Below are 25,871 nucleotides of genomic sequence, written 5' to 3'. Positions count from 1 at the left end.
GTGCGGGGCTCACTTCGGGACCTCCAGCACCACGGTCGTCCCCGATCCGGGGGCGCTGAACAGTCTGGTGCGGCCGCCGACGTCGCCGAGCCGGGCGATCACCGACTCCTTGAAGCCGAGCTTCGTGTCGGGGACGGTCGCGATGTCGAAGCCCGCGCCCGCGTCCGTGACCATCGCGCGGACGGTCGTCTCGTCCTCGGTGATCGTCACGTCGGCCGAGGCGACGCCGGAGTGGCGGCGCACGTTCTCGAGGCACTCCGCCAGGGCGAGGACGAAGGAGTCGAGGGCCGCGCCGGTGAGCGCCACCTGGCCGGAGCCGTGCCAGATCACGTCGAGCCCCATCCGGCCGAAGCGGTTGCGGACGGTCTCGAGGGTGTTGGCCGCGGGGGCGGAGGTGACGCTGGTCAGCTGGTAGGAGCCGGACGCGCTCGGGGTGGGGGTCCCGCCGAGCCGGAGCTGGCGCAGGAGCTGCGCGTCCTGCGCCGCCTGCTGCCGGAGCGCGTCGACCGACACTCCGCGGCCCGAGTGCGCGAGGAGCGTGAGGGTGGCCAGCACCGTGTCGTGCAGGAGCCGCGCACCCTGCCGGCGCTGCGCCTCCGTCTCGCTGGCGAGGCGCTCCACACGGTGCGCGTTGCCGATGCTGTCGATCCGCCGCACCACCCGAGGGACCGCTGTGCCGATCCAGAGGGCGAAGCCGCAGAGCGTGCCCCAGGGCAGCAGGCTCTGGACGACCACGGTGGGGATCATGGTGCCGCTCGAGACGAGCACCGACGGGACCAGGCTCGGGAGGAGCACCGGCAGCAGCAGGAGCAGGCGGCGCGCGGACGTCGTCACGACCACGGCGATGCTCGCGGTCACGGCGTTCGCGGTGTTGACCAGGACGAACCCGGCGAAGTCGGCGCCCGGAGCGAGCCCCAGGGCGAGGCCCCAGCCCAGCAGCAGGCCGCCGACGGCGACCGCGATCACGCGGCTGCGGCGCCCCGTCCGGGCGAGCTCGACGTGGGCGGCCATCATGCCCAGGAGCAGCGCGACGGCGAACGGCACGGCGGCGGGCTGGAGCGTTCCGGGGATGAGGGCCATGCCGAGCGCCCCCGCTTCCGTGAGCAGGCCGATCCCGCAGGCGGAGTGGCGCAGCAGCCGGTCGCGCTCGCGGGCGCTGCGGATCATCGGCACGCTCTGGCCCCCTCCGGTCGTGGCGCGGGGCTGGCCCCCGTCTCACGATAGCCACTGCCCGGGCCGGTCGGAGCGGTTCGGGGCGTCGAACCGCGCCGGGGTCGGGCGGGTCAGGCCGTCGCGGGATGCGCCAGCAGCCGGGCGAGGTGCGCGCCGACCGCGTCGTCCTCGATGAGGAACCCGTCGTGGCCGAACGTCGAGGTGATCACCGCGACCTCTCCGCCGTCGAGGGCGCCGGGAGCGTGCGCCGCGATGATCCGCTGGCCCTCGACCGGGAAGAGCCGGTCGCTGTCGATGCCGAGGACGAGGGTCGGGCTGGTGATCCGGGAGAGGGCGGCCGCCTCGCCGCCCCGGCCGCGGCCGACGTCGTGCGAGTTCATCGCCTCGACGAGCGTGATGTAGCTGTTCGCGTCGAAGCGGCGCGTGAACTTGTTGCCGTGGAAGTCGAGGTACGACTCCACGGCGAAGCGGCCGCCGCCGCCGAGCGGGCTGAGCCCCGACTGCCAGCTGCGCTCGAAGCGGTCGTTGAGCTCGGAGGGGCTGCGGTAGTTGAGCAGTGCCATCCGGCGGGCGAGCGCGAGGCCGTGGTACGGGCCCTGGCCGTCGCCGGCGTCGTAGTAGGAGCCGCCCGCGAAGGCCGCGTCGTTGCGGATCGCCTCGAGCTGCACGAAGTTGAGGGCGATCTGGTCGGCCGTGGCCCGCGGGGGAGCGGCCAGGACCGCGAGGCGCGCGACCCGCTCCGCGTGGTCGATCCCCCACTCCAGCGCCTGCATCCCGCCCATCGAGCCGCCGATGACGGTGTGCCAGCGCTCGACGCCGAGCAGGTCGCTGAACTGCACCTGCGCCCGCACCTGGTCGCGGATGCTCGTGTACGGGAACCGTGCGCCCCACTCGTGGCCGTCGGGGGCGAGGGACGCGGGACCGCTGGAGCCCTGGCAGCCGCCGAGCATGTTCGGGGCGACCACGAAGAAGCGGTCGGTGTCGATCACGAGGCCGGGGCCGACGAGTCCCGACCACCAGCCGTCCGTCGCGTGGCCGGGATCGCCGCGGCCGAGCAGGTGGGAGTCGCCGGTCAGCGCGTGCAGGACGAGGACGGCGTTGTCGCGGCGCTCGTTCAGAGCGCCCCAGCTCTCGTAGGCGATGCGGGCGTGGGGGAGGCGGCCGCCCGCCTCGAAGTCGAACGGGCCGAGGTCGACGAAGCGGCGTCCGCCCGGGTGGTCGCCGTCGCGCCAGGCTCCGGTGGCGGGCGGCTTGCCGATGACCGAGAGGAGCTGGCGCTCGGTGACGAACGCCGACGGGACCGTGTCCTCGAGTGTCTGCTGCCAGTCCATAGCGCTGTCCATCGTGTCAGAGCGCCGCGGGGCGGAGCCGTTTGTTACGCCCTGCTCCCGCGCTCCTCCGCCCGCGCGCGAAGCGCCCTGACGCGATCCCCGAGCACGGGGACCCCGTCAGGGCGCCGAGGGGCCTCAGGCGTTCGCTCGGGAGGCCTCGACGACGGCGCGCGCGGCGCGGAGGGCCTGGTCGAGGTCGGCGCGGAGGTCGTCGACGTTCTCGAGTCCCACCGACAGGCGCACCAGGCCCGGAGTGACGCCGGCGGTCAGCTGCTGCTCGGGCGAGAGCTGCGAGTGCGTGGTCGACGCGGGGTGGATGACGAGCGAGCGGACGTCGCCGATGTTGGCCAGGTGCGAGAACAGCTCCAGCGAGTCGACGAAGGCCCGGCCGGCGTCCACTCCGCCCTTGAGCTCGAACGAGAGCACCGCGCCCACGCCCTTCGGCGCGTAGCGGTTGGCCGCGGCGTACCAGGGCGAGGTGGGCAGGCCCGAGTAGTTCACCGAGGCGATGTCGGAGTGGTTCTCGAGGTACTCCGCGATCTCCTGCGCGTTCTGCACGTGGCGCTCGATCCGGAGCGAGAGGGTCTCGATGCCCTGGATGAGCTGCCAGGCGCTCGCCGGGGCGATCGAGGCGCCGAGGTCGCGCAGCAGCTGCACGCGGGCCTTGATGATGTAGGCGAGGGAGTCGCCGACCGCGTCGGTGTAGACGGCACCGTGGTAGGACTCGTCCGGCGTGGTGAGGCCGGGGAAGCGCTCGGCGTTCGCGGTCCACGAGAAGCGGCCGCCGTCGACGATCGCTCCGCCGATGACCGTGCCGTGGCCGCCGAGGAACTTCGTCGCCGAGTGCACGATGATGTCCGCGCCGTGCTCGAAGGGGCGGATCAGGTAGGGCGTCGCGATGGTGTTGTCCACGATCAGGGGCACGCCGGCGTCGTGCGCGACATCGGCCACGGTGCGGATGTCGAGGATGTTGATCTTGGGGTTGCCGACGGTCTCGGCGAAGAACAGCTTCGTGTTCGGACGGACGGCGCGGCGCCACTCCTCGCGGTCGTCCTGGTTCTCGACGAAGGTCGTCTCGATGCCGAGCTTGGCGAGGGTGTACTTGAAGAGGTTGTAGGTGCCGCCGTAGATCGAGGACGACGAGACGATGTGGTCGCCGGCCTGGGCGATGTTCAGCACGGCCGCGGTCTCGGCGGCCTGGCCCGAGGCGAGCAGCAGGGCGCCGGAGCCGCCCTCGAGGGCGGTGAGCCGCTCCTCCACGACCGCCTGGGTCGGGTTCTGGATGCGGGTGTAGATGTTCCCGAACTCGGCCAGCGCGAACAGGTTCTGGGCGTGCTCCGCGTTGTCGAAGACGTAGGAGGTGGTCTGGTAGATCGGCGTCGCGCGGGCCTTGGTCACCGGGTCCGGCGCGGCGCCCGAGTGGATCTGCTTGGTCTCGAACTGCCACTTCTCGGAGTCGGTCATGGTGCTTCCCATCGGATCGTCGGGGTCGGTGACGGGGCCGTTCTCCGTCGCGACGAGCGTACGCGGGGGCCCGCCGGGCGGCCAGGACCGCCGACACACGGGGTAACGGCCGTCAGCGCCGCTCGGGCTGCCGGTCGCGCTTGGCGCCGGTAGGGTCTGCGCGGTCCGGGCGCGGAGGCCTCTCGTCGGCCACCGGGGCGAAGAGCCAGGCCGCGCGGGGCTCGACCAGCCGGTGGAAGACGGTGCGGGTCCAGCCCAGCGAGAGCGCGACCGAGACCGCGACGCAGAACACGATCATCAGCACGAGGGCGAGCGTGCTCTCCGTCCGCGAGAGGATCCCGGACTCCCGCAGCGGATAGAGGACGAAGCTGTGGAGGAGGTAGACGTACATCGTCGACTGCCCCCAGGCGGTGAGCGGGGTGCGGCGGCGGGGCACCATCGCGAAGAGCGCGAGCGAGAGCACGACCGCTCCGGCCATCAGGGCCAGCCGCACCAGCCCGGCCCACCACTGGGTCTCGCCGAGGGCGTCGTAGGGGCGGTCGTAGAAGAACCAGTAGCGCAGGTCCGCCGCTCGGAACGCCTCGATGTTGACGGTCATGACGACCGCCGTGACCGCGAAGAGGACGACGGCGAGGATCCGGGCGAGGAGCACCCGCGACGGCGGCTGATCGAGCCAGCGGTCGACGGCGGAGCGGCCGCCGGGGGCGAAGCCGCGCAGGCGCCAGCCGAACACGAAGAACGGCAGGATCCCGATCGCGCGTGCGAGCGAGAAGGTCGAGTCGATGTTGTCGTAGTAGCTGACCCCGACCGCGAGCACCACGCTGATCAGCAGCGGCCAGCGCAGCAGCGCCAGGTAGGGGAGGACGAGGCGGAAGATGCCCAGCGCGAGCAGGAACCACAGCGTCCAGCTCGGCTTCGTCGGGTTGAACTCCTGCTTCCCCTCGACCAGGAACTGCACCAGGGTCCAGATCGTCTCCATGATCAGGTAGGGCAGGAGGATGTCGGTCAGCACCCGCCGCATCGCGCGCCCGCTCGGTGCGCCGCTCTTGGAGAAGTAGCCCGAGATGATCGCGAAGGCCGGCATGTGGAAGGCGTAGATCGTCAGGTAGACGATGAGCGAGGTGTCGGAGTTGGCCGTCAGCCTCTGGACGCCGTGCCCGATCACGACGAGGGTCACGCAGACGAAGCGCGCGTTGTCCCAGAGGGGAACGCGGCGCTTCGGGGTGACGGCTGTCCCGGCGGTCGCGGGAACCGGGTCGGCGGGCGGCACGCGGCCAGACTAGCGTTGGGCTGCGACGACGGAGTCGAGGGTGTCCGAGGCTTGACGGAAGGGGACGGGCGTGGATCGACGCGTTGTCGTGACAGGAGCGAGTTCAGGGATCGGGGCGGCCGCGGTCCGCCTGTTCCGCGAGCACGGCTGGGAGGTCGTCGCCGTCGCGCGCCGGCGCGACCGGCTGGAGGCGCTCGCCGCCGAGACCGGCGCCGGGTACTTCGCCGCCGACCTCACCGACGCCGCCCAGGTCGACGCTCTGCGCGACCACCTCGCCTCCTCCGGGCCCGTGCACGCGCTCGTGAACAACGCGGGCGGTGCGCTCGGACTCGACTCGGTCGAGAAGTCAGACCCCGAGGACTGGCGCCGCATGTTCGAGATCAACGTGCTCTCGGTGAAGCTCGTGACCAGCGCGCTGCTCCCGCTGCTGCGGGCCGGGATCCGGGGGAGCGGGACCTCCGCGGACATCGTGACCGTCACCTCGATCGCCGGCCACGTCGCCTACGAGGGCGGAGGCGGGTACAACGCCGCCAAGCACGCCGCGCACGCGCTGGTCGCCGTGCTGCGGCTCGAGCTGGCCGGCGAGCCGATCCGAGTGATCGAGATCGCGCCGGGGATGGTGCACACGGACGAGTTCTCGCTGGTCCGCTTCGGCGGCGACCGGGAGCGCGCCGACGCGGTCTACGCCGAGGTCCCCGACCCGCTCGTCGCGGAGGACGTCGCCGCTGCGATCGTCTCCTCGGTGGAGCTCCCCGCCCACGTCAACCTCGACCTGGTGACCATCAAGCCGGTCGCGCAGGCGGCCCCGCACAAGGTCGCGAAGGGACCCCTGGCCCCGCGCGCCTGACAGATGTGACGCGGAGGCCCGCGACGGCCTAGCCTGTCCCTCATGGTTTCCGACGCCGACGACTCCGCCGCCCTCCTCGCCGCCACGGAGAAGGAGGTGCTCGGCTGGCTCGAGTTCGGCGACGCCGCTCGGCACCTGGCCGACGACGTGGTCGCGTCGGGCTACCGGCCGGAGCTGGTCGTCGCCATCGCGCGCGGCGGTCTGCTCCTCGCGGGCGCCGTGGCCTACGCGCTCGGCATCAAGAGCTGCGGCGCGCTGAACGTCGAGTTCTACACCGGCGTCGAGGCGCGCCTGGCGGAGCCCGTGGTGCTGCCGCCGCTGCTCGACGAGGCGTCCGTGCGCGGCAAGCGCATCCTCCTGGTCGACGACGTCTCCGACTCCGGCCACACCCTCGCCCTCTCGGTGAAGCTCATCCGCGCGATGGGTGCCGAGGTGCGCACCGTGACCCTCTACACGAAGCCGCGCACGGTGCTCGAGCCCGATTTCTTCTGGCGCCGCACCCCGCGCTGGATCGTCTTCCCCTGGTCGGCTCTGCCCCCGGTGGACGGAGCCCTCGCCGAGGACGACGAGTGAGCGTCCACCTGATCGGCGGCGGAGGCGGCGTCGAGCGCGACCAGCAGCTGTACGGGGCGTTCCTCGCGGAGGCACGCGCCCACGCGGTCGACGCCGGCCGGATCGAGGGCCCGCGCATCGCGATCGTCGTCGTCCACGACGGGCTCGGCCCCGAGGCGTACGCCGGCTACGCGGCACTGCTCGCGACGGTCGGCCCGCTCGACGCGTTCGCCGTGATGAAGCCGGAGGGCGGCCGGATCGATCCCGCGGTCTTCGACGACGTCGACGGGATCTTCGTCGGCGGAGGGCTGACCCCGGCCTACCGCGACGCGCTCGAGGCCTGCTTCCCGCGGCTGCGCGATCTCGTCTCCTCCGGAGTGCCGTATGCCGGCTACTCGGCGGGGGCCGCCGTCGCGGCCGATCGCGCCCTCGTCGGCGGCCACCGGATCGGCGGCGTCGCCGTCGTCCCGGAGGGCGCGGCGGAGGAGCTCGACGAGGTCACGGTGCTCGAGGGCATCGGCCTCATCGACGTGACGGTCGACGTGCACGCGGCGCAGTGGGGGACCCTCGGCCGCCTGGTCGCGGCCGTCGAGGCGGGCCTGGTCGACGGCGGCGTCGCGCTCGACGAGTCCACCGTGCTGATCGTCGGCACCGGCGCGCTCCGCGTCGGCGGCGCCGGCTCGGTGTGGCGCGTCAGCGGCAGCGACGCCGGAGTCGTCGTCGCGACGCTCGCGGCGGGCTGACTCGGTGGACCTCGCGGAGCTCGCGGCCTCGGGACTGATCGACCGGGGCTGGGCGGAGGCCCTCGCCCCCGTCGCCGGGGACATCGCCGCGATGGGCGACTTCCTCCGCGGCGAGGTCGCGGCCGGTCGGCCCTACCTCCCCGCGGGCCGCGACGTGCTCCGCGCCTTCGCCGCCCCGCTCGCGGACGTGCGCGTCCTCATCGTCGGACAGGACCCGTACCCGACGCCCGGGCACCCGATCGGGCTGTCCTTCGCGGTCGAGCGCCACGTGCGCCCGCTGCCGAGGAGCCTGCAGAACATCCACCGCGAGCTCCGGGACGACCTCGGCGTCGAGCCGCCCGAGCACGGCGACCTCAGCGGCTGGACCTCGAGCGGCGTGATGCTGCTCAACCGGGTCCTCACCGTCGCCCCCGGCTCTCCCGCCTCGCACCGCGGGAAGGGCTGGGAGGCGGTCACCGAGCACGCGATCCGCACGCTGGCCGCCCGGGACGCGCCTCTCGTCGCGATCCTCTGGGGCCGCGACGCCGCGTCGCTCCGCCCGATGCTGGGGGAGGCCGGAGTGATCGAGAGCGCGCACCCGAGCCCGCTGTCGGCCTCGCGCGGCTTCTTCGGCTCCCGGCCGTTCAGCCGCGCCAACGCCCTCCTGGAGGAGCGCGGCGCGGAGCCGGTCGACTGGAGCGCTCTCGCGTGACCGGGCGCTCGCCCGCGGGGCGGCTACGCTGGCCCGGATCGATGGGCGGAGCCGAAGGGGAGCCGGATGCTTGAGGAAGAGTACGAGAGCCGGCGCGTCCTGCCGCCGCACCTGCGGAAGGCGCCGCCTCCCGAGCCCGGCTTCTCGTTCGAGATCCGCGACGCCCGCGACGCCGACCTCCCGGACATCCGCGAGATCTACAACCACTACGTGCGCAACACGGTGGTGACCTTCGACGAGGACGACTCGACGCTGAAGGAGTGGCGGACGAAGTTCACCCGCAACCAGAAGCTCGGGCTGCCCTTCATCGTGGCCGTCTCGCCGTCGGGCCAGATCCTCGGCTACGCGATGGTGTCGCCGTGGTCCTCCAAGCGGGCGTACCGCTTCACCGTGGAGAACTCGATCTACCTGCGGGCGGCCTCCACCGGCAAGGGCCTCGGCCGGGCGCTGATGGCCGAGCTCCTCGAGCGCGCGAAGGCCGTGGGGATCCGTCAGATCATGGCCGTCATCGCCGACAAGGGCGCGGAGGCGTCGCTGGCGATGCACGCGCAGTTCGGATTCGTCGAGGTCGGCCGGATGGGCCGCGTCGGCTTCAAGTTCGAGCGCTGGCTCAGCACCGTCCTGCTGCAGAAGACCCTCAAGTAGGGCCGACCCGCCCCTGCGAATGCGCCTCATCGACAGGTGCCGGGGAGCGCGCCGTCCCTACACTGGACGGCATGGAATGGCTCGTCCCGCTCATCGTCGTCGTCGCGCTCGTCGTCATCCTCGGGGTCTACCTCTGGGCGACGTACAACTCGCTGGTCACCCTCAACGTCCGCGTGGACGAGGCGTGGAGCGACATCACCGTCCAGCTGAAGCGCCGTGCGGATCTGATCCCCAACGTGATCGACTCCGTGAAGGGCTACGCCTCGCACGAGCGCCAGGTCTTCGAGTCGGTGACGCAGGCTCGCGCCGAGACGCTGCAGGCCCAGGGCCCGGCGGAGGCGTCGGTCGCCGAGGACCACATGCAGAGCGCGCTGAAGTCGATCTTCGCGGTCGCGGAGGCATACCCCCAGCTGCAGGCGAGCCAGAACTTCCTCCAGCTGCAGGGCGAGCTGGTCGACACCGAGGACAAGATCCAGTCGGCCCGGCGCTTCTACAACGGCGGCGTGCGCGAGATGAACACCAAGGTGAAGGTCTTCCCGAACACGCTCTTCTCGCGTCGGCTCGGCTTCTCGGAGCGCGAGTTCTTCGAGGTCGGCGATCTCGCCGCGATCTCGGAGCCCCCGCGCGTCCAGTTCTAGGCAGCCGCCGTGTACAGCGCGATCGCCCGCAACAAGCGCAACACGGTCCTGATCCTCGTCCTGTTCCTGGCGATCATCGGCGGCCTGGGCGCCCTGGCTGCAGCGGTCTACCGCAGCACGACGATCGTCGTGGTGGTGCTCGTGATCGCCGCCGGGTACGCGTTCTTCCAGTACTTCTTCGCCGCTCGCCAGGCGGTCGCGCTCAGCGGCGGCGTGGCGGTGGAGAAGGCGGACGAGCCGAGGCTGTACCGCATCGTCGAGAACCTCTCGATCGCGACGGGCACGCCGATGCCGAAGGTGTGCCTGATCGACGACCCGGCGCCGAACGCGTTCGCGACCGGCCGTGATCCCGAGCACGCCGTCGAGGCTGCGACGACGGGCCTGCTCGCGATCATGGACGACGCCGAGCTGGAGGGCGTGATGGCCCACGGGCTGGGCCACGTCCGCAACTACGACATCCGCGTCTCGATGATCGTCTTCGGTCTCGTCGTCGCGGTGGGCTTCCTCTCGGACGCCTTCCTCCGCCTGGCCTTCTTCGGGCGGGGCGGCAACGGCAACGGCGGGGGCAACCCGGCGCTCCTGATCGTCGGGCTGGTGTCGATGGTCCTCGCGCCGATCGTCGCCTCGGTCGTGCAGCTCTCGATCTCCCGTCAGCGCGAGTACCTCGCCGACGCGACCAGCGCGCTGACGACCCGCCACCCCGACGCCCTCGCCCGCGCCCTGCTCAAGCTCGAGTCCGCGGGCCGGCCGATGCAGCGGCAGAACAGCTCGATGGCGCACCTCTGGATCGCCGACCCGTCGAAGCCGGGGGTGGTCGCGCGCCTCTTCGCGACCCATCCGCCGATCGCGGACCGCGTCGCCCGCCTCTCCGAGATGGGCTCGCGCTTCTAGCAGGCCGATCCGGCCGACGCCCCGTCGACGATCGCCCGCCCCGCACCGCATCCCGCTTCGGTCAGAGGTGCGCCCGTCACCGCGCCGGACGGGACGTCATCCGGTCGGAGCCGCGAGCGGACCGCCGTCGACGGTCGTCAGGTACTCGGCGAAGACCGGCGCCGGGTCGATGCCGCTCGCGGCCGCGTCGACCAGCGCCCGCCGGACCAGGGCGAGGACGACGGTGGCCAGGACGGCCGCCCGGTGCGGGGACGTGCGGCCGAGCCCCATCCGCTCCGCGAGGAACGGCGTCAGCGCCTCCTCGCCGTCGTGCAGCGACTGCGCCCAGACGGCGCGCATCGCCGAGGTCTCGGTGAGCAGGGGGATCAGCCGGAGGGTGCGGTCGAGCTGGGGACCGGAGGCCGCCGCGGCGAAGGCGTGACCGAGCGCCGCGTTCAGCGGCTCGGCGGCCGGTCGTTCGAGGAGGGCGCGTCCCATCGCGGCGATCGCGGCGGCGAGCACCGGGCGCCCGCAGTCCTCCTTCCCGCCGAGGTACCGGTGGAAGGTCCGGAGGGAGACGCCGGCCGCATGGGCGAGCTCGCCCGTGCCGACCCCGACGACGCTCCCGCGCTCGAGCAGACGGGCGACGCAGCGCTCCGAGAGCGCCAGCGCCAGGACGCCGCCGGGCGCGCTCACGCGATCCTCCTCAGTGCTGCGGCGAGGGCGGCCGCGAGGTCGCCGCGACCGACGACCTCGACGGCGTCGAGGCCCTGCCAGGCCGCCGCCTCGACCAGCAGTGCGGCGAGCCGCTCCGGCGTGTCGGCCGGGGCCCCCGGCTCGAGCCAGGCGGCCTGCACGAGGAGGACCCGGCGCTTGCGCTCGCTCTTGAGGTCGACCCGTGCAGCGATCACGTCGTCGAGGAGCACGGGGAGGACGTAGTAGCCGTGGACCCGCTGCTCGGCCGGGGTGTAGATCTCGATCCGGTAGCGGAAGCCGAAGAACAGCTCGGCCCTCGGCCGGTGCCAGACCACGGGGTCGAACGGCGAGAGGAGCGCGTCCGCCCGGAGCGTGCGGGGGCGTCGGGCGTCGACGTGCCGCCAGAGCGGCACGGATCGCCCGCCCCGCTCCCAGCCGCGCACCTCGACGCGCTCGAGCTCGCCCGCCTCGACCAGCTCGTCGATCGCGACGCGCGTGGGGGACTGGAGCAGCCGGTGGTAGTCGGCCAGGTCGCCGAGGGTGCCGATCCCGTGGGCCCGGGCCGCCCGGCGCACGAGCTCGCGGACGGCGTCGGGGAGGGGCACGTCGGCATCGAGCACCGCGCTCGGGAGGAGCCGCTCGGCGAGACCGTAGGAGCGCTCGAAGCGCGTGCGCCCCGCCGTCACCACCTCGCCCCAGCGGAACAGGACCTCGAGGCCGCGCTTGATGTCGGACCAGCCCCACCAGGGGCCCGTGCGGACGTTGGCCTCGTGCTCGATCTCGGAGGCGCGGAGGGGACCGTCGGCGAGCGCGGCGCGGAGCCAGTCGAGGGTGGCGCGGTTCTCGTGGGCCCAGCCCTCGTGCTCGGGCAGGCGGACCCGGCGGTAGTGCTCCATCCGCCAGCGGTAGAGCGGGAGGTCCTCGCGGCGGACGAGGGCGGCCTCGTGGGCCCAGTACTCGACGTAGGGGCCGTCGGGGGAGAAGGCCGCTGCGTCGAGGAGGGAGCGATCGTACGGGCCGAGCCGCGCGAGCAGCGGCAGGTAGTGGCTCCGCTCGAAGACGTTCACCGAGTCGAGCTGGAGCGGGCGGATCCGGTCCACGGCGGCGCGCACCCGGCGCGCGTCGACCCGGGACGGACGGGGGACGCCGAACCCCTGCGCCGCCAGGGCGATGCGGCGCGCCAGCGCGGCGGAGAGCTGCTCGGTCATGGTCCGCCCACGCTAGCGAACGCCCCCGACATCGCCGTCCCCGATTCGGCCCCCGGCGTTCGCCCGGCATTGACCGCCGCGCTCCCTCGCCGACTCGCGGCGCTCCTACCGTGCCCGAGGCCGTCCCACCGGGGCGGCCCACCCGACTCCTGGAGGACCCTTGACCATTCAGCGCCTGTCGCGCGCCGCCGCGGTCGCCGCCGCCGGCACCGCCCTCGTCTTCACGCTCTCGGCCTGCTCCGGCGGCGCCACCGCCTCGTCCGACGGCGGCGGCGCGGAGGCGGCGTCCGCCACGTCCGCCGCGGACCTCGGCGGGCTGGACGCCCTGGTCGAGGCCGCGAAGGCCGAGGGCGAGCTCAACGTCATCGCCCTGCCCGACACCTGGGCGAACTACGGCGAGCTGATCAGCGGCTTCGAGGACGAGTACGGCATCACCGTGAACTCCGCCGACCCCGACGTCTCCTCCGCGGAGGAGATCAGCACGGCGGAGAACCTCGCCGGGCAGGACACCGCTCCCGACGTGTTCGACCTCGGGCCGGCCGTCGCTCTGGCGAACACGGACGTGTTCGCGCCGTACAAGGTCGAGTCCTGGGACGACATCCCCGAGGGGAACAAGGAGGAGTCGGGCCTCTGGGTCAACGACTACACCGGCCTGATGTCGATCGGGTTCGACGCGGACGCGGTGCCTGCGCCCACGTCGCTCGAGGACCTCCTCGGCGCCGACTACCGCGGCTCGGTCGCGATCAACGGCGACCCGACCCAGGCGGGAGCCGCCGCGGCCGCGGTGCAGCTCGCGGCTCTCCAGTCCGGCGGCTCCGCCGCCGACGTCCAGGCGGGGATCGACTTCTTCGAGAAGCTGAACGACGCCGGCAACTTCCTGCCGCTGGACCCGACCGACGCCACCATCGCCTCGGGCGAGACCCCGGTCGTCTTCGACTGGAGCTACAACAACCTCGCCGCCGGGAAGGCGAACGAGGGCACCCGCGAGTGGACGACGACCGTCCTCCCGGGCTCCGCCGTCGGCAGCTACTACAACCAGGCGGTCAACGCCGACGCTCCGCACCCGGCGGCCGCGCGGCTCTGGCAGGAGTACCTCTACTCCGACGCCGCGCAGAACCTCTACCTCGCCGCCGGCGCCTACCCGGTGCGTCTGGCCGCGATGACCGAGGCCGGCACGGTCGACCAGGACGCGCTCGACGCCGTCGGCGCCGCTCCCTCCGACCTCGTCCAGTTCACGGAGGAGCAGACCGAGGCGGCCTCGTCGCTCCTCGCCGAGAAGTGGGCCCCGGCGATCCAGTGACCACCGCTCCCGCCGAGGCCGTCTCCGGGGCGGCCGCGCCCCGGGGACGGCGCGGCACCCCGGCCGTGCTGGGCGTCGCCCCCTTCGCGCTCTACGTCCTGCTGTTCCTGGCCGTCCCCACGGTCCTCGCCGTGGCGACCGGATTCACGGACGGAGACGGCCGCTTCACCACGGCGAACGTGCTCGCGCTCGGGGATCCCGTCGTGCTGTCCGCCTTCGGCGCGTCGCTCGGGCTCTCGGCCGTGACCGCCGTCGTCGGCGCGGTGCTGGGCGCGGTCGTGTGCCTGGCCCTGCTCGGCTCCGATCCGCGCGGGGCGCTCCGGACCGTCGTCGATGCAGCGGCGAGCGTCCTCGCGCAGTTCGGCGGGGTGATGCTCGCGTTCGCGTTCATCGCGACGATCGGCGTGCAGGGGCTGGTGACCACCCTCCTCGCGGGAGCGGGCGTCGACCTCTACGCCGACGGCGTGTGGCTCTACCAGCTGCCCGGGCTCGTCCTGCCCTACCTCTACTTCCAGGTGCCCCTGATGGTGCTCACGTTCCTGCCCGCGCTCGAGGGCCTGCGTCCGGAGTGGGCCGAGGCGAACGCGGTGCTCGGCGGGGGCCGGCTCGGCTACTGGCTGCACGTGGCCCTCCCGGTGCTGGCGCCGTCGTTCCTCGGCTGCGTGCTGCTCCTGTTCGCGAACGCGTTCTCCTCCTTCGCCACCGCGGCGGCGCTGATCAGCCAGGGCGCGCAGATCGTCCCCCTCCAGATCCGCGCCGCGCTGGTCAGCGAGACGGTGCTGGGCCGCGAGAACCTCGCGGGCGCCCTCGCGCTCGGGATGCTCGCGGTGATGGTGGTCCTGATGTCCGGGTACGCGCTGCTGCAGCGCCGGGCCCGGCGGTGGCAGCGATGAGGCCCGCGCGGCTCCTGTCCGGGGCGGTGCTCGTGATCACCGGGCTGGTGTTCGCCGTCCCGATCGTCGCGATGGCGGAGTTCACGCTCCGCGGCGCCGGCGGCCGCGACCTCGCGCACTGGACGGCGATCCTCGACCCGGAGAACGAGCGCGCCTACCGCTCACTGTTCCAGGGGATCGGAAACTCGCTGGTCCTCGCCGTCGTCACCGCCCTCATCGTCCTGATCCTGCTGGTGCGGACGATGCTGCTCGTCGAGATCCGGCTCCCGCGCCTGCGCCGGGCTCTGGAGCTGGTCTGCCTGCTCCCGCTGACCGTGCCCGCCATCGTCCTCGTCGTCGGCCTCGCGCCGGTCTACTCCGTGGTCACCGAGCTCGCCGGCTCCGCGCCGTGGACGCTCGCTCTCGCCTACGGGGTGCTGGTCCTGCCCTACGCCTACCGCCGTGGCGGCGGACCTCGCCGGTCTCGACGCCGTGACGCTCTCGGAGGCGGCCCGCTCGCTCGGCGCGGGCCCGCTCGCGGTGCTCGGGAGGGTCCTCCTGCCGAACCTGCGCCGGGGCCTGGTCGCGGCCGCGCTGATCACCGTCGCAGTCGTCCTCGGCGAGTACACGATCGCCTCGCTCCTCAGCCGCACCACCCTCCAGACCGGCCTGGTGCAGGTGTCGAAGACCGACGCCTACGTCGCCGTGATCTTCTCGCTGCTCTCCCTCCTCTTCGCCTTCGCCCTCCTGCTCGGAATCGGCCGCCTCGCGCGGATCGGCCTGCCGACGGGCCGGGCGCGCTCCTCGAAAGGCTCCTCGTGACCGCTCCCACCCTCCCCGGCGCCCGCGTGCGCTTCGTCGACGTGGAGCGGCACTACGGCTCCGCGCGAGCGCTCGACGGCGTCTCGTTCGACGTGGCCCCGGGTGAGTTCATCGCGCTGCTCGGCCCCTCCGGCTGCGGCAAGACCACAGCCCTGCGCGCCCTCAGCGGTCTCGAGCGGATCGACGCGGGGCGGATCCTCGTCGACGAGGAGGACGTCGCCCACGTCCCCGTCGCGAAGCGCGACATGGGCATGGTCTTCCAGTCGTACTCGCTCTTCCCGCACCTGCGGGCGCGCGAGAACGTCGAGTTCGGGCTGCGCACCCGGGGAGTCGGGGCGCGCGAGCGCCGGGCGGCCGCGGGGGAGGCGCTGGAGGTCGTGGGCCTCGGCGCCCTCGGCGACCGCTACGCGCACGAGCTCTCCGGCGGCCAGCAGCAGCGGGTGGCGCTCGCGCGCGCCCTCGTCACGCGGCCGCGGGTGCTGCTGCTGGACGAGCCTCTGTCGGCACTGGACGCGAAGGTCCGCGTCCAGCTGCGCGACGAGATCAAGCGCCTGCAGTCCGAGATCGGCATCACCACGTTCTTCGTCACGCACGACCAGGAGGAGGCGCTCGCCGTCGCCGACCGCGTCGCGGTGATGAACGCCGGGCGGATCGAGCAGCTGGGTGCACCGGAGGACCTCTACGCGCGCCCGGCGACCGCCTTCACGGCCCGCTTCGTCGGCCTCTCGACGGTGGTCGCGGGGACGGTCTCGTCGGGATCGGTCCTCGCGCTCGGCGTGCGCCTGCCGCTCGTCGACGCGGCGGCAGCGGACGGGCCAGTGTCGGTGTTCCTCCGCCCCGAGGACCTCGCCGTCGTGGCCGACGGCGCTCCCGACTCCCTGCCCGGAGTCGTCCTCGCCTCGAGCTTCCTGGGGCCGGTGCGGCGCTCGACCGTCCGGCTGTCGACGGGTGAGGAGGTCACCGTCCAGCACGCGTCGGGGCATCGCCTCGAGCCGGGGGAGCGTGTCGGCGTGCTGCCCGCGCGGCGCCCGGTCGCGGTCGGTCCGGCACCGGAGCAGGCGGCGGTCGGCGCCGCCGCATGAGCGCTCCCCGGGGATACCGCGCGGGGTATGCGCCGGGGCCTAGTCTGGGCAGATGAGACTCGGCAGGTCCCGCCGCACCTCCGGCCCGCGCGCCGTCCAGCCCGCCGCGCCCGTCGCCCCGGCCGCCCCCTCCCGGCCCGCTCCCGTCGCCGATTCGGCCTTCGTGAGCGACGGGATGCGCATCGCCGGCGCCTGGGCCTGGCGCGTCCTCGTCGTGGTCGCGGCGCTCGCGGTGCTGGTGCTGCTCGTCATCGAGCTGCGGCTGATCGTCATCCCGCTCCTGCTCGCGATCGTGATCGCCGCCCTCCTGGTGCCGTTCTCGAGCTTCCTCCAGCGCCACCGCTGGCCCAAGTGGGCCGCCGTCGTCCTGGCGGAGCTGGGGATCGTCGTGGTGATCGGCGGGCTCCTCTTCCTCGTCGTCACCCAGGTCTACTCCGGCTTCGACGACCTCAGCCGGCAGACGGTGCAGTCCTACGACGACTTCAAGGCCTTCCTCCTCGAGTCGCCGCTCCACCTCACCGAGACCGACATCAACCAGTACGCGCAGCAGGCCCTCACGGCCCTGCAGCAGGACTCGGGGATGCTGGTCAGCGGCGCGCTCAGCGTCGGCTCGACCGTCGGCCACCTGCTGACGGGCGTGCTGCTCACCCTCTTCTCGACGCTGTTCATCCTCATCGACGGGCCGAACATCTGGAGCTGGGTCGTCCGCCTCTTCCCGCGCCGCGCCCGCGGAGCCGTCGACGGCGCCGGTCGCGCAGGGTGGGTGACGCTGACCAACTTCGTGAAGGTGCAGATCCTGGTCGCCTTCGTCGACGCGGTCGGCATCGGCCTCGGCTCCTTCCTCCTCGGCGTCCCGCTGGCCATCCCGATCGGCGTGCTCGTCTTCCTCGGCTCCTTCGTGCCGGTCATCGGCGCCGTGGTGACGGGGGCGCTGGCCGTCTTCATCGCGCTGGTCTACAACGGACCGCTGATCGCGCTCTTCCTGCTGATCGTCGTCCTCGCGGTGCAGCAGCTCGAGGGCCACATCCTCCAGCCGCTGATCATGGGGTCGGCGGTCAAGGTCCACCCGCTGGCCGTCGTGCTCGCGGTGGCAGGAGGCTCGATCATCGGCGGCATCGCCGGCGCCTTCTTCGCGGTGCCCGTCGTGGCCACGCTCAACGTCATGGTCAAGTACGTCGCGAGCGGAGTCTGGCGCTCGCCGACCCGAACCCCCGAGAGAGTTGCCGCAGAGCATGCAGACTAGCCGCGTCGTCGGACCCGCCCTCCACGAGTTCGAGGCGGCCCGCGCCGTCCTCGCCCCCGTCATCGCCGCCACCCCCATGGAGACGAGCACCTTCCTCGCGCAGGTCCTCGGCTCGCCCGTGTTCCTCAAGTGCGAGAACCTCCAGCGCACCGGCTCCTACAAGATCCGCGGAGCCGTGTTCCGGATGTCGCGGCTCACCCCGGAGGAGCGGGCCCGTGGAGTCGTGGCGGCCTCGGCCGGCAACCACGCGCAGGGCGTCGCCTACGCGGCGCGGGAGCTGGGGATCAAGGCCACGATCTTCATGCCGATCGGCGTCGCGCTGCCCAAGCTCGCGGCCACCCGTGACTACGGCGCTGACGTGGTGCTGAGCGGGCACATCTTCAACGAGGCGCTCGCGGCGGCGGCGGAGTTCGCCGAGCGCACGGGCGCGGTCTTCGTTCCTCCCTACGACCACCCCGACGTGATCACCGGGCAGGGCACGGTCGGCCTCGAGATCCTCGAGCAGGCCCCCGCCGTCGAGACCATCGTGGTGCCCATCGGCGGCGGCGGCCTCATCGCCGGGGTCGCATCGGCGGCCAAGCAGAAGGCGGCCGAGGAGGGGCGCACGCTCCGCGTCATCGGCGTGCAGGCGGCCAACGCGGCGCCGTACCCCCTCTCGCTCGCGAGCGGCGAGCCGACCGCGATCACGATCTCTCCGACGATCGCCGACGGCATCGCCGTGGCGAAGCCGGGGCAGCTGAACTTCGCGATCGTCCGCGAGATGGTGGACGAGGTCGTCACCGTCGAGGACGACGACATCGCCCGGGCTCTGCTGGTGCTGCTGGAGCGGGCGAAGCTCGTGGTGGAGCCCGCGGGCGCGGTGGGCATCGCGGCGATCCTGACGGGGAAGATCCGCGACGCCGGAGCGACCGCGGTCATCCTGTCGGGCGGCAACATCGATCCGCTGATGATGGAGCGGGTGATCAGCCGGGGCCTGGCCGCGTCGGAGCGCTACCTCAAGATGAGCATCGGGCTGCCGGATCGTCCGGGGCAGCTGTCGCGCATCGCGGAGCTCATCTCGGAGGCGAACGCGAACGTGGTCGAGGTGCTGCACACCCGGCACGGCCGGGGCCTGCAGATCAGCGAGGTCGAGATCGAGATCAGCGTCGAGACCCGCGGCCCCGAGCACGCCGACCGCGTCATCCAGGTCCTCACCGACGCCGGCTACGCCCCCCGCATCTCCCGCAACTGACCGCCTGTGGGCGCCGCGGTGTTCTCCGCAGAGCGGAGGACAAAGCCGGTACCGGCGATCTCGCGCCCTCGCCCTCGCCGTCGCCGCGAAGCCGGCGCCCCGCTCCCGTCTGGAGAGGGCTGATCGTGCGTCGCGGCGTTCTCCGCAAGGCGGAGGAGGAAGCGATACCGGCGGTATCGCGCCCGACGACAACGCCGCGGAGAGCGCCGCGACGTGCGATCAGTGGCCGGACCAGGTCTCGACGTTGGCGACGCGGACCTCGATCTCCCGCCCGTTGGGTGCCGTGAAGCGGGCGGTGTCGCCGACGTTCAGGCCCATGATCGCCGATCCGAGGGGGCTCTGGGGGCTGTAGACGTCGAGGTCGCTCTCGCCCGCCATCTCGCGGTTGCCGAGGAGGAAGCGGGACTCGTCGCCGGCGATCTCGGCGGTGATGATGGTGCCGGCCTCGACGACTCCGTGGCTCTCGGGGGGCGTGCCGATCTCGGCTTCGCGGAGGAGGGAGGTCAACTGGCGGATGCGGGCCTCGATCTTGCCCTGCTCGTCCTTCGCGGCGTGGTAGCCGCCGTTCTCCTTCAGGTCGCCCTCCTCGCGGGCGACCTCGATGCGCTTGGCGATCTCCTCGCGTCCGTTGGTGGACAGCTCGGTGAGCTCCGCCTCGAGGCGGTCGTACGACTCCTGGGTCATCCAGGTCACCTGTGACTGGTCGGCCATGGTGGGCTCCTGCTCTGCGGGCCGCGCTCGCGGCGCCCGGCAGCACCGTGCGGAGGTGTCCGCGTCCGGCGGTGGGGACGGCCGGCGTCAGGCGGCGGTGGGAATGGCGAGGCCCCGACGAGTCCGTCGGGGCTTCGGGCAAGCCTACGGGAGCCAGCAGGAGGAGATCAAACCTGTGTTCGCGAGCTCGGTGGTGCGGACGGTCTCCGTGTAGGAGCGGAAGCGCTCCGTCGAGGCGGGGTACTCCACGACCAGCCAGCCGACCACGGCGGACTGCTCGTTGAGGGCCTGGACCGCGCAGGCGACCTCGCGGCCGACGGGCGCGGTGAGGTCGAAGGAGACGGTGACGGTGCGGTCGTCCACGACCTGGTGCGCGGTGTCCTGGACGTCCACCCCGCCGCGTGCTCCGTCGAGTCCGGCCCAGACGACCCAGGCGGCGAAGACGGCGACGAAGGCGAGCGCGACACCGCCGAAGAGCCAGCGGTTCCCGCGGCGGGTGCGCGTCGTGCGGCCGTAGCGGGTGGCGAGGGGTCCGGCGGCGCGGACGGCGTCCGGATCGAGCGCGGGCGCGGCGGCTCCCTCGACGCTCTCGGACGTGCGGGCGGCCACGGAACTCCCTGGGTGATGCGTCTACTCTGGACGGGTGGCGCGCGTCCTTCGCGGACGGGAGCGCCGATCCCATTAAACCCCGAGGAATCGAGCGATCGTGTCCCAGGCCGTCGAGGTCTCCGTCGATTCGGAGGTGCGGGACACTCCGCGCCTTCTCGCCGTGCACGCCCATCCTGACGACGAGTCGAGCAAGGGCGCGGCGACGCTGGCCGCCTACGCCTCGCGGGGCGCCGAGGTCATGGTGGTCTCCTGCACCGGAGGCGAGGCCGGCTCCGTGCTGAACGAGGGCCTCGAGGCCCGCGCGCACGCCGAGCGCGACATCGGCGGCCTCCGCCGCTACGAGATGGCGGCCGCTCGCGAGGCGCTCGGCGTCGAGCACGCCTGGCTCGGCTTCGTCGACTCCGGCATGCCCGAGGACGGGAAGGTCGACGCCGCCTCGTTCGCGGGTCTGCCGCTCGCCACGGCCGCCGCTCCGCTCGTGCGCCTGGTCCGCCGGTTCCGGCCGCACGTGATCATCAGCTACGACGAGAACGGCGGCTACCCGCACCCCGACCACATCCGCGCCCACCAGGTCGCCGTCGAGGCCTACCGCGCGGCGGGCCTCGCCGAGGAGTACCGGGACACGGGCGCTCCGTGGTCGGTCTCGAAGCTGTACTACGACCGCGTCTTCAGCGGCCAGAAGCTGCGGGCGATCGCCGAGCACCTGCGCTCGATCGACCCGGAGGACCCGCGCCTGTCGGTCTTCGAGGAGATGAAGCGCTGGAACGAGGACACCCCGTACCTCGCGACCACGCGGGTCGTGATCTCCGGCTTCCACGATCGGCGCGATGCGGCCCTGCTGGCCCACGCCAGCCAGGTCGCTCCGGACAACGCCTTCTTCTTCCTCCCGCACGAGGCGATCGACGCCGCCTGGCCGACCGACGACTTCCAGCTCGTCGAGAGCCGGGTCGACGCGCCGACGCCCGAGACGGATCTCTTCGCCGGTCTCGACCTGGCCGAGCTCGCCCCGGGCCCGACCGCGGTCGTCCCGCCGATCGCTCCCGACCCCGAGCCCTCGGGGGACGCCCCGGTGCCCCCGGAGCCCGACGGCTCCGGCGTCGTCGTCGCCGACGAGGTGCGCGCGTGATCGCCGCGCTGCTCGAGGGCGCCCAGCGCGCCGTCGTCCTCGCCTCCACGACGGTGCCGACCCCCGGCCCCGAGTTCAACGAGGACACGGTCACGCCGGGCCTCTTCGGCTTCATCACGATGCTCGTGATCGCTCTGGCCGCCGTCCTCCTCGCGCTCGACATGGTCCGGCGCGTGCGGCGGACCACCTACACCGCCCAGGTGAAGGAGCGGCTCGACGCCGAGGAGGCGGAGCGCAGCGAGGGCTGAGCCCGGCCCACAGCGGTGGGCCCGGGCCTTTCTAGGCGTTGTACGCGGGGTGGAGCGAGACGATCAGCGCCGCCGTCCAGTGGCAGAGGAACGCCACGGCAGTGAGCGCGTGGAAGATCTCGTGGAAGCCGAAGACGCCCGGGACCGGGTTGGGCTTCTTGATCCCGTAGATCACGGCTCCGGCGGAGTAGCAGAGCCCGCCGACGAGGACGAGCACCATCATCGTCGCGCTGGCCTCGAAGAGCGGACCGAGGTACATGACGGCCGCCCAGCCCAGCAGCAGGTAGAGCGGCACGTAGAGCCAGCGCGGCGCCCCGATCCAGAAGACGCGGAAGCCGATCCCGAGCAGCGCCCCCGCCCAGACCAGGACCAGCAGGAGCGTGCCCTGCGCGGGCGGCAGGGCGAGCACGGCCAGCGGCGTGTAGGTGCCGGCGATCAGCAGGAAGATGTTGGCGTGGTCGATCCGCTTGAGGATCATCTTCGTCCGCGGCTTCCAGTCGAAGCGGTGGTACAGAGCGGAGTTCCCGAAGAGCAGGAGCGACGTGGTCGCGAACACCGCGGCCGCCCACTTCGCCGCGGTCCCCTCCGCGACCACGATCAGCACCACTCCGGCGACGATCGCGAGCGGGAAGAGGCCGGCGTGGATCCAGCCGCGCCAGGTGGGCCGGACCTCCGCCGAGGAGTCGTGCTCGATCGCGTCCTCGATGAGGGGGAGGGCGGGCAGGTCCGGGCCGTCCGCTCCGACGGCGTCTCCGCCGCGGTCGGTGCGGGCGCGGGGATCGGACGGGGGAGGCGTTGGCCGCTGGCTCATGCCGGACAGACTACGACGCCGTCCCGGGCCGACGCCGAGCGCCGCCGGGCTTCGAGGAGCGCCCCGGGTCGACTACCGTGTCACTGTGCCGAAGCCGAGACTGCCTGTGGGAAGGGACCTCCTCTACGGCGTCTACAAGAAGCGCCTCCGCTCGAGCCTTCCCCCCGACTCCCTGCCGAACCACGTCGCGATGATCATCGACGGCAACCGGCGCTGGGCGCGGCAGCGGGCCCTCGAGACCGCCGCGCACGGCCACCGGGCCGGAGCCGCCAAGGTGCACGAGTTCCTGCAGTGGTGCGACGAGCTCGGTGTGCGCCACGTCACCCTCTACCTGCTCTCGCAGGACAACCTCGTCGGCCGCGACAGCAGCGAGCTGACCGAGCTGATCGCGATCATCGCCGACCTCGCCGAGGAGGTCTCGCAGCAGCCCGACTGGCGCGTGCAGCACGTCGGCTCCGACGAGGGCCTCCCGCCCTCGCTCGTGGCCGCGCTCGACACGGCGGAGGCGCGCACCGCCTCCCACACGGGCCTGCACGTCAACCTCGCGGTCGGCTACGGCGGGCGGCACGAGATCGCCCAGGCCGTGCGGAGCATCCTGGAGGAGCACGGCAAGCGCGGCTCCTCCATCGAGGACGTCGCGGGCCTGCTGACCCCGGAGCTCATCGGCGAGCACCTGTACACCAGCGGGCAGCCCGACCCCGATCTGGTCATCCGCACCTCGGGGGAGCAGCGCCTCTCCGACTTCATGCTCTGGCAGAGCGCGCACAGCGAGTTCTACTTCATGGAGGCGCTCGGCCCCGACATCCGCGAGGTCGACTTCCTCCGCGCGCTCCGCGACTACGCCGGACGGCACCGCCGCTTCGGCAGCTGACCTCGCGGCTCCTGCCGCACCACCGACCGGAAGGGCCGGCATGAGCTCGAACGAGGCCACCTCCACCACGACCGAGGACTACCTCGCCGGTTTCGGCGAGGAGACCGGGTACCTCGACTTCGGCCGGGTGGGCCCGCTCTCGGCGACCGTCGCCGCCGAGCAGGACGCGGCCGTCGAGCTGCTGGTGCGCGCGCGCAGCGGCACCCTCGACGAGCTGTTCCGGCAGGACGAGCGCGTCCGGGAGGCGGCGGTGGCGCTCGTGCGCGTCCCCGCCGACAGCGTCGTCTTCCAGCCCAACACCTCGACCGGCCTCCTGCACGCGCTGTTCGGCGCCTCGGGCGCGGTGCTGCTGTCGGCCGCGGAGTTCCCGAGCCTGCCGTTCGCGGCGGTGCGCTCGGCGCAGGCTCTCGGCTCGGTGGAGCCCCGCTGGCTGCGGACCGAGCAGGGACGGGTGACGCCGGAGGCGGTCCGCGAGCAGCTCACGGACGACGTGACGACCGTCGCGGTGAGCCTGGTCGACTCCCGCACCGGCTACCTCGCGGACGTCGCGGCGATCCGCGACGTGATCGGCGACCGGATGCTCGTCCTCGACGCGATCCAGGGCTTCGGCGTCGTCGACGCGCCCTACGAGCTGGCGGACGTGGTCGTCACCGGCGGCCAGAAGTGGCTCCGCGCCGGCTGGGGGACGGGCTTCCTCGCGCTCAGCGAGCGGGCGCTGTCGCGGCTGACCCCGGTGCTCTCCGGCTGGACGGGATCGGAGCAGGCGGAGCCGTGGGACGAGGTGGCTCCGCCGCGCGGCGACGCCCGCGCCTTCAGCATCAGCAACCCGGACCCGATCGCCCAGGCCCGGCTCGCGTCGGCGCTGGAGGAGGTCGCCGCGGTCGGGCAGTCGACGATCGCCGCGCTCGTGGCGGAGCGGGTCAGCGCGATCGTCGACCTCGCGGACGAGTTCGGGCTGGCGGTCGTGGGCTCCCGCGGCGAGCACGAGCGCGCCGGCATCGTGGTCGTCGAGCCGGAGCCGGAGGAGCTGGCCCCGCTGGCGGCCTCCCTCGCCGCGCACGGCGTCACCGCGCGCCTGCGTCCGAGCACCATCCGCTTCAGCGCGCACGCCGGCACCACCGACGCGACCCTCGCGCTGCTCCGCGCCGCCCTGATCTCGTCGGCCACGAGCATCGACTACTAGGCCGGATTCCGCGCGTTCACACACTGGTTACACATTCGTAGCGGTGAGAAGCACACGGATGTCATTCGCCGGGTTAGGTTCGAGTCATCAGGTACAGCGCCTGGTCGAGACGGCCACAGAAGTACGGCTCGACATCGCGCAGACGCCGAAGGGACACTGCGCGGTGCACGACACGCACCGATGAGGCCGGCTCGAGGACATGAGCCGGGGGCTCCGGCCCCCGGAGTGTGGAGAGTCGTCGTGACAGTTCCCCAGGGCATGGATCCGCAGACCGGGACGCAGGGCGGCGTCCACCGCCGTGTCCAGCACGGCTCCTCGGATCCGGCCGATCAGCTCCTCCGCACCTATGTCCTGGACACCTCGGTGCTGCTGTCGGATCCGTCCTCGATGTTCCGGTTCGCGGAGCACGCCGTCGTGCTGCCGATCGTCGTCATCAGCGAGCTCGAGGGCAAGCGCAACGATCCCGAGATCGGCTACTTCGCCCGGCAGGCCCTGCGCCGCCTCGACGAGCTGCGCGTGCAGCACGAGCGCCTCGACTTCCCCATCGCCGTCGGCCGCGGCGGCACGCTCCGCGTCGAGCTCAACCACTCGAACATGTCGGTGCTGCCGAGCGGGCTCCAGATGGGCGACAACGACGCGAGGATCCTCGCCGTCGCGCTCAACCTGCAGAGCGAGGGCGCCGCGGTCACCGTCGTGTCCAAGGACATGCCGATGCGCGTGAAGGCCGCCTCCATCGGCCTCGCCGCGGAGGAGTACCTGGCCGAGCAGGCCCCCGAGTCCGGCTGGACCGGCATGGACGACGTGACGCTCGGCGGCGACGCGATGAGCGAGCTCTACGACCGCGAGCGGCTCTTCACGGACGTCGTGGCCGACATCCCGGTCAACACCGGACTCGTCGTCCACTCCGACCGCGGCTCCGCTCTCGCGAGGGTCACCGGCAAGCGGCAGATCACGCTGGTCCGCGGCGACAAGGACGTGTTCGGCCTGCACGGGCGGTCGGCGGAGCAGCGGCTCGCGATCGACCTGCTGCTCGACCCGGAGGTCGGCATCGTCTCGCTCGGCGGCCGGGCCGGCACCGGCAAGTCGGCGCTGGCGCTCTGCGCGGGCCTGGAGGCGGTGCTGGAGAAGCGCCAGCACAAGAAGATCATGGTCTTCCGGCCGCTCTACGCGGTGGGCGGCCAGGACCTCGGCTTCCTGCCCGGCGACGCGGCCGAGAAGATGAACCCCTGGGCGCAGGCGGTCTTCGACACGCTCGGGGCGCTGGTGTCGCAGAACGTGCTCGACGAGGTGATCGAGCGCGGGATGCTCGAGGTGCTGCCGCTCACGCACATCCGCGGGCGCTCGCTGCACGACGCGTTCGTGATCGTCGACGAGGCGCAGTCGCTGGAGCGGAACGTCCTGCTCACGGTGCTCTCGCGGGTCGGGCAGAACTCCCGGGTGGTGCTGACCCACGACGTGGCGCAGCGCGACAACCTCCGGGTCGGCCGGCACGACGGGGTCGCCTCCGTGATCGAGACGCTGAAGGGCCACCCGCTGTTCGCGCACGTCACGCTGACCCGCTCCGAGCGCTCGGCGATCGCCGCTCTGGTCACCGAGATGCTGGAGTCGAACGAGCTCGCCTGACGGGCTCGCCG

General features: G+C 72.7%; 27 protein-coding genes. 18 read left to right on the top strand and 9 right to left on the bottom strand.

The window, feature by feature from the left end:
* Positions 1 to 9: 9 nt before the first annotated feature.
* The 4 genes from C5C44_RS01710 to C5C44_RS01695 all read right to left on the bottom strand — a co-directional run bounded on the left by C5C44_RS01710 (position 10) and on the right by C5C44_RS01695 (position 5,238).
* The gene (locus C5C44_RS01710; RefSeq protein WP_104335141.1) at positions 10 to 1,167 is read right to left on the bottom strand and encodes a sensor histidine kinase; all 1,158 of its coding nucleotides are present in this window, start codon (positions 1,165 to 1,167) and stop codon (positions 10 to 12) included.
* Positions 1,168 to 1,283: 116 nt separating this feature from the next.
* A complete protein-coding gene (locus C5C44_RS01705) occupies positions 1,284 to 2,504 on the bottom strand; it encodes a homoserine O-acetyltransferase (RefSeq protein ID WP_104232776.1) in 1,221 nt (406 codons plus the stop codon).
* 135 nt (positions 2,505 to 2,639) lie between these two features.
* Positions 2,640 to 3,968, bottom strand: a complete 1,329-nt coding sequence (locus tag C5C44_RS01700; RefSeq protein WP_104237865.1) for a bifunctional o-acetylhomoserine/o-acetylserine sulfhydrylase — start codon at positions 3,966 to 3,968, stop codon at positions 2,640 to 2,642.
* Positions 3,969 to 4,080: 112 nt separating this feature from the next.
* The gene (locus C5C44_RS01695) at positions 4,081 to 5,238 is read right to left on the bottom strand and encodes an acyltransferase family protein (RefSeq protein ID WP_104315117.1); all 1,158 of its coding nucleotides are present in this window, start codon (positions 5,236 to 5,238) and stop codon (positions 4,081 to 4,083) included.
* A 70-nt stretch (positions 5,239 to 5,308) separates the two neighbouring features.
* On the opposite strand from C5C44_RS01695, the gene C5C44_RS01690 reads away from it, so the two are divergent.
* The 7 genes from C5C44_RS01690 (at position 5,309) to C5C44_RS01660 (ending at position 10,245) form a co-directional block, all read left to right on the top strand.
* A complete protein-coding gene (locus tag C5C44_RS01690; protein WP_258063402.1) occupies positions 5,309 to 6,085 on the top strand; it encodes an SDR family NAD(P)-dependent oxidoreductase in 777 nt (258 codons plus the stop codon).
* A gap of 42 nt (positions 6,086 to 6,127) precedes the next feature.
* Positions 6,128 to 6,658: a phosphoribosyltransferase gene (locus tag C5C44_RS01685; protein WP_104224441.1), complete on the top strand. Its 531-nt coding sequence runs from the start codon at positions 6,128 to 6,130 to the stop codon at positions 6,656 to 6,658.
* Positions 6,655 to 7,380 carry a peptidase S51 gene (locus tag C5C44_RS01680; protein ID WP_104335140.1) on the top strand — a complete coding sequence of 242 codons (726 nt, stop codon included), beginning with the start codon at positions 6,655 to 6,657 and terminating at the stop codon, positions 7,378 to 7,380. Before C5C44_RS01685 ends, C5C44_RS01680 begins: the two co-directional genes overlap by 4 nt.
* Before the next feature lie 4 nt (positions 7,381 to 7,384).
* Positions 7,385 to 8,071: a uracil-DNA glycosylase gene (locus C5C44_RS01675; RefSeq protein ID WP_104232774.1), complete on the top strand. Its 687-nt coding sequence runs from the start codon at positions 7,385 to 7,387 to the stop codon at positions 8,069 to 8,071.
* 66 nt (positions 8,072 to 8,137) lie between these two features.
* The gene (locus C5C44_RS01670) at positions 8,138 to 8,716 is read left to right on the top strand and encodes a GNAT family N-acetyltransferase (RefSeq protein WP_104262462.1); all 579 of its coding nucleotides are present in this window, start codon (positions 8,138 to 8,140) and stop codon (positions 8,714 to 8,716) included.
* Between the two features lie 71 nt (positions 8,717 to 8,787).
* Positions 8,788 to 9,354, top strand: coding sequence for a LemA family protein (locus tag C5C44_RS01665; protein WP_104225511.1), 567 nt, complete (start codon positions 8,788 to 8,790; stop codon positions 9,352 to 9,354).
* Positions 9,355 to 9,363: 9 nt separating this feature from the next.
* Positions 9,364 to 10,245, top strand: coding sequence for a M48 family metalloprotease (locus tag C5C44_RS01660; protein WP_104335139.1), 882 nt, complete (start codon positions 9,364 to 9,366; stop codon positions 10,243 to 10,245).
* A gap of 96 nt (positions 10,246 to 10,341) precedes the next feature.
* On the opposite strand, the gene C5C44_RS01655 is transcribed toward C5C44_RS01660, so the two are convergent.
* A complete protein-coding gene (locus C5C44_RS01655; RefSeq protein ID WP_104335138.1) occupies positions 10,342 to 10,920 on the bottom strand; it encodes a TetR/AcrR family transcriptional regulator in 579 nt (192 codons plus the stop codon).
* The gene (locus C5C44_RS01650) at positions 10,917 to 12,128 is read right to left on the bottom strand and encodes a winged helix-turn-helix domain-containing protein (protein WP_104335137.1); all 1,212 of its coding nucleotides are present in this window, start codon (positions 12,126 to 12,128) and stop codon (positions 10,917 to 10,919) included. Before C5C44_RS01650 ends, C5C44_RS01655 begins: the two co-directional genes overlap by 4 nt.
* Positions 12,129 to 12,288: 160 nt before the next feature.
* Here C5C44_RS01650 and C5C44_RS01645 point away from each other — a divergent pair, with 160 nt between their 5' ends.
* The 6 genes from C5C44_RS01645 to ilvA all read left to right on the top strand — a co-directional run bounded on the left by C5C44_RS01645 (position 12,289) and on the right by ilvA (position 18,678).
* Entirely contained in the window at positions 12,289 to 13,428 is a 1,140-nt protein-coding gene (locus C5C44_RS01645; protein WP_104246638.1) for an ABC transporter substrate-binding protein, read from the top strand.
* Positions 13,425 to 14,321 carry an ABC transporter permease subunit gene (locus C5C44_RS01640; RefSeq protein WP_104335184.1) on the top strand — a complete coding sequence of 299 codons (897 nt, stop codon included), beginning with the start codon at positions 13,425 to 13,427 and terminating at the stop codon, positions 14,319 to 14,321. Before C5C44_RS01645 ends, C5C44_RS01640 begins: the two co-directional genes overlap by 4 nt.
* A gap of 441 nt (positions 14,322 to 14,762) precedes the next feature.
* On the top strand, positions 14,763 to 15,122 hold the full coding sequence (locus C5C44_RS17280; RefSeq protein ID WP_258066609.1) for an ABC transporter permease subunit: 360 nt from the start codon (positions 14,763 to 14,765) through the stop codon (positions 15,120 to 15,122).
* Entirely contained in the window at positions 15,119 to 16,204 is a 1,086-nt protein-coding gene (locus C5C44_RS01635) for an ABC transporter ATP-binding protein (protein WP_104249531.1), read from the top strand. The genes C5C44_RS17280 and C5C44_RS01635 overlap by 4 nt, the downstream gene beginning before the upstream one ends.
* A 52-nt stretch (positions 16,205 to 16,256) precedes the next feature.
* On the top strand, positions 16,257 to 17,447 hold the full coding sequence (locus C5C44_RS01630; RefSeq protein ID WP_104335136.1) for an AI-2E family transporter: 1,191 nt from the start codon (positions 16,257 to 16,259) through the stop codon (positions 17,445 to 17,447).
* Complete coding sequence (gene ilvA / locus C5C44_RS01625) at positions 17,437 to 18,678, top strand: threonine ammonia-lyase (protein WP_104224429.1); 1,242 nt, start codon at positions 17,437 to 17,439, stop codon at positions 18,676 to 18,678. The genes C5C44_RS01630 and ilvA overlap by 11 nt, the downstream gene beginning before the upstream one ends.
* 219 nt (positions 18,679 to 18,897) lie before the next feature.
* Here the strand turns inward: ilvA and greA are convergent, their stop codons facing one another.
* Positions 18,898 to 19,389, bottom strand: a complete 492-nt coding sequence (gene greA, locus C5C44_RS01620) for a transcription elongation factor GreA (RefSeq protein ID WP_104225519.1) — start codon at positions 19,387 to 19,389, stop codon at positions 18,898 to 18,900.
* Between the two features lie 144 nt (positions 19,390 to 19,533).
* A complete protein-coding gene (locus C5C44_RS01615) occupies positions 19,534 to 19,998 on the bottom strand; it encodes a DUF4307 domain-containing protein (protein ID WP_104224427.1) in 465 nt (154 codons plus the stop codon).
* Between the two features lie 97 nt (positions 19,999 to 20,095).
* Between C5C44_RS01615 and mca the strand changes: the two genes are divergently transcribed.
* Positions 20,096 to 21,124, top strand: a complete 1,029-nt coding sequence (gene mca / locus C5C44_RS01610) for a mycothiol conjugate amidase Mca (protein WP_258062346.1) — start codon at positions 20,096 to 20,098, stop codon at positions 21,122 to 21,124.
* Positions 21,121 to 21,372: a hypothetical protein gene (locus tag C5C44_RS01605; RefSeq protein ID WP_104224426.1), complete on the top strand. Its 252-nt coding sequence runs from the start codon at positions 21,121 to 21,123 to the stop codon at positions 21,370 to 21,372. Before mca ends, C5C44_RS01605 begins: the two co-directional genes overlap by 4 nt.
* 31 nt (positions 21,373 to 21,403) lie before the next feature.
* Here C5C44_RS01605 and C5C44_RS01600 read toward each other — a convergent pair whose 3' ends face one another.
* Positions 21,404 to 22,183, bottom strand: a complete 780-nt coding sequence (locus C5C44_RS01600; protein ID WP_104224425.1) for a hemolysin III family protein — start codon at positions 22,181 to 22,183, stop codon at positions 21,404 to 21,406.
* A gap of 106 nt (positions 22,184 to 22,289) precedes the next feature.
* Here C5C44_RS01600 and C5C44_RS01595 point away from each other — a divergent pair, with 106 nt between their 5' ends.
* The 3 genes from C5C44_RS01595 (at position 22,290) to C5C44_RS01585 (ending at position 25,860) form a co-directional block, all read left to right on the top strand.
* A complete protein-coding gene (locus tag C5C44_RS01595; protein ID WP_279630826.1) occupies positions 22,290 to 23,054 on the top strand; it encodes an isoprenyl transferase in 765 nt (254 codons plus the stop codon).
* A gap of 40 nt (positions 23,055 to 23,094) precedes the next feature.
* Positions 23,095 to 24,237 carry an aminotransferase class V-fold PLP-dependent enzyme gene (locus tag C5C44_RS01590; RefSeq protein WP_104335135.1) on the top strand — a complete coding sequence of 381 codons (1,143 nt, stop codon included), beginning with the start codon at positions 23,095 to 23,097 and terminating at the stop codon, positions 24,235 to 24,237.
* Between the two features lie 258 nt (positions 24,238 to 24,495).
* The gene (locus tag C5C44_RS01585) at positions 24,496 to 25,860 is read left to right on the top strand and encodes a PhoH family protein (protein WP_104224423.1); all 1,365 of its coding nucleotides are present in this window, start codon (positions 24,496 to 24,498) and stop codon (positions 25,858 to 25,860) included.
* Positions 25,861 to 25,871 lie beyond the last annotated feature (11 nt).

Source organism: Rathayibacter sp. AY1F6 (assembly GCF_002932035.1).
Taxonomy (GTDB): domain Bacteria; phylum Actinomycetota; class Actinomycetes; order Actinomycetales; family Microbacteriaceae; genus Rathayibacter.
Note: the sequence above shows the minus strand (reverse complement) of the source record. Positions and strands in the feature narration are given on the sequence as shown.

What these genes read in the sequence shown, in the direction of transcription:
- C5C44_RS01710 (WP_104335141.1), bottom strand. Translation starts at nt 1,167, where the DNA reads ATGATCCGCAGCGCCCGCGAGCGCGACCGGCTGCTGCGCCACTCCGCC.
- C5C44_RS01705 (WP_104232776.1), bottom strand. Translation starts at nt 2,504, where the DNA reads ATGGACTGGCAGCAGACACTCGAGGACACGGTCCCGTCGGCGTTCGTC.
- C5C44_RS01700 (WP_104237865.1), bottom strand. Translation starts at nt 3,968, where the DNA reads ATGACCGACTCCGAGAAGTGGCAGTTCGAGACCAAGCAGATCCACTCG.
- C5C44_RS01685 (WP_104224441.1), top strand. Translation starts at nt 6,128, where the DNA reads ATGGTTTCCGACGCCGACGACTCCGCCGCCCTCCTCGCCGCCACGGAG.
- C5C44_RS01670 (WP_104262462.1), top strand. Translation starts at nt 8,138, where the DNA reads ATGCTTGAGGAAGAGTACGAGAGCCGGCGCGTCCTGCCGCCGCACCTG.
- C5C44_RS01665 (WP_104225511.1), top strand. Translation starts at nt 8,788, where the DNA reads ATGGAATGGCTCGTCCCGCTCATCGTCGTCGTCGCGCTCGTCGTCATC.
- C5C44_RS01650 (WP_104335137.1), bottom strand. Translation starts at nt 12,128, where the DNA reads ATGACCGAGCAGCTCTCCGCCGCGCTGGCGCGCCGCATCGCCCTGGCG.
- C5C44_RS01630 (WP_104335136.1), top strand. Translation starts at nt 16,257, where the DNA reads ATGAGACTCGGCAGGTCCCGCCGCACCTCCGGCCCGCGCGCCGTCCAG.
- ilvA (WP_104224429.1), top strand. Translation starts at nt 17,437, where the DNA reads ATGCAGACTAGCCGCGTCGTCGGACCCGCCCTCCACGAGTTCGAGGCG.
- greA (WP_104225519.1), bottom strand. Translation starts at nt 19,389, where the DNA reads ATGGCCGACCAGTCACAGGTGACCTGGATGACCCAGGAGTCGTACGAC.
- C5C44_RS01600 (WP_104224425.1), bottom strand. Translation starts at nt 22,183, where the DNA reads ATGAGCCAGCGGCCAACGCCTCCCCCGTCCGATCCCCGCGCCCGCACC.
- C5C44_RS01590 (WP_104335135.1), top strand. Translation starts at nt 23,095, where the DNA reads ATGAGCTCGAACGAGGCCACCTCCACCACGACCGAGGACTACCTCGCC.
- C5C44_RS01585 (WP_104224423.1), top strand. Translation starts at nt 24,496, where the DNA reads ATGGATCCGCAGACCGGGACGCAGGGCGGCGTCCACCGCCGTGTCCAG.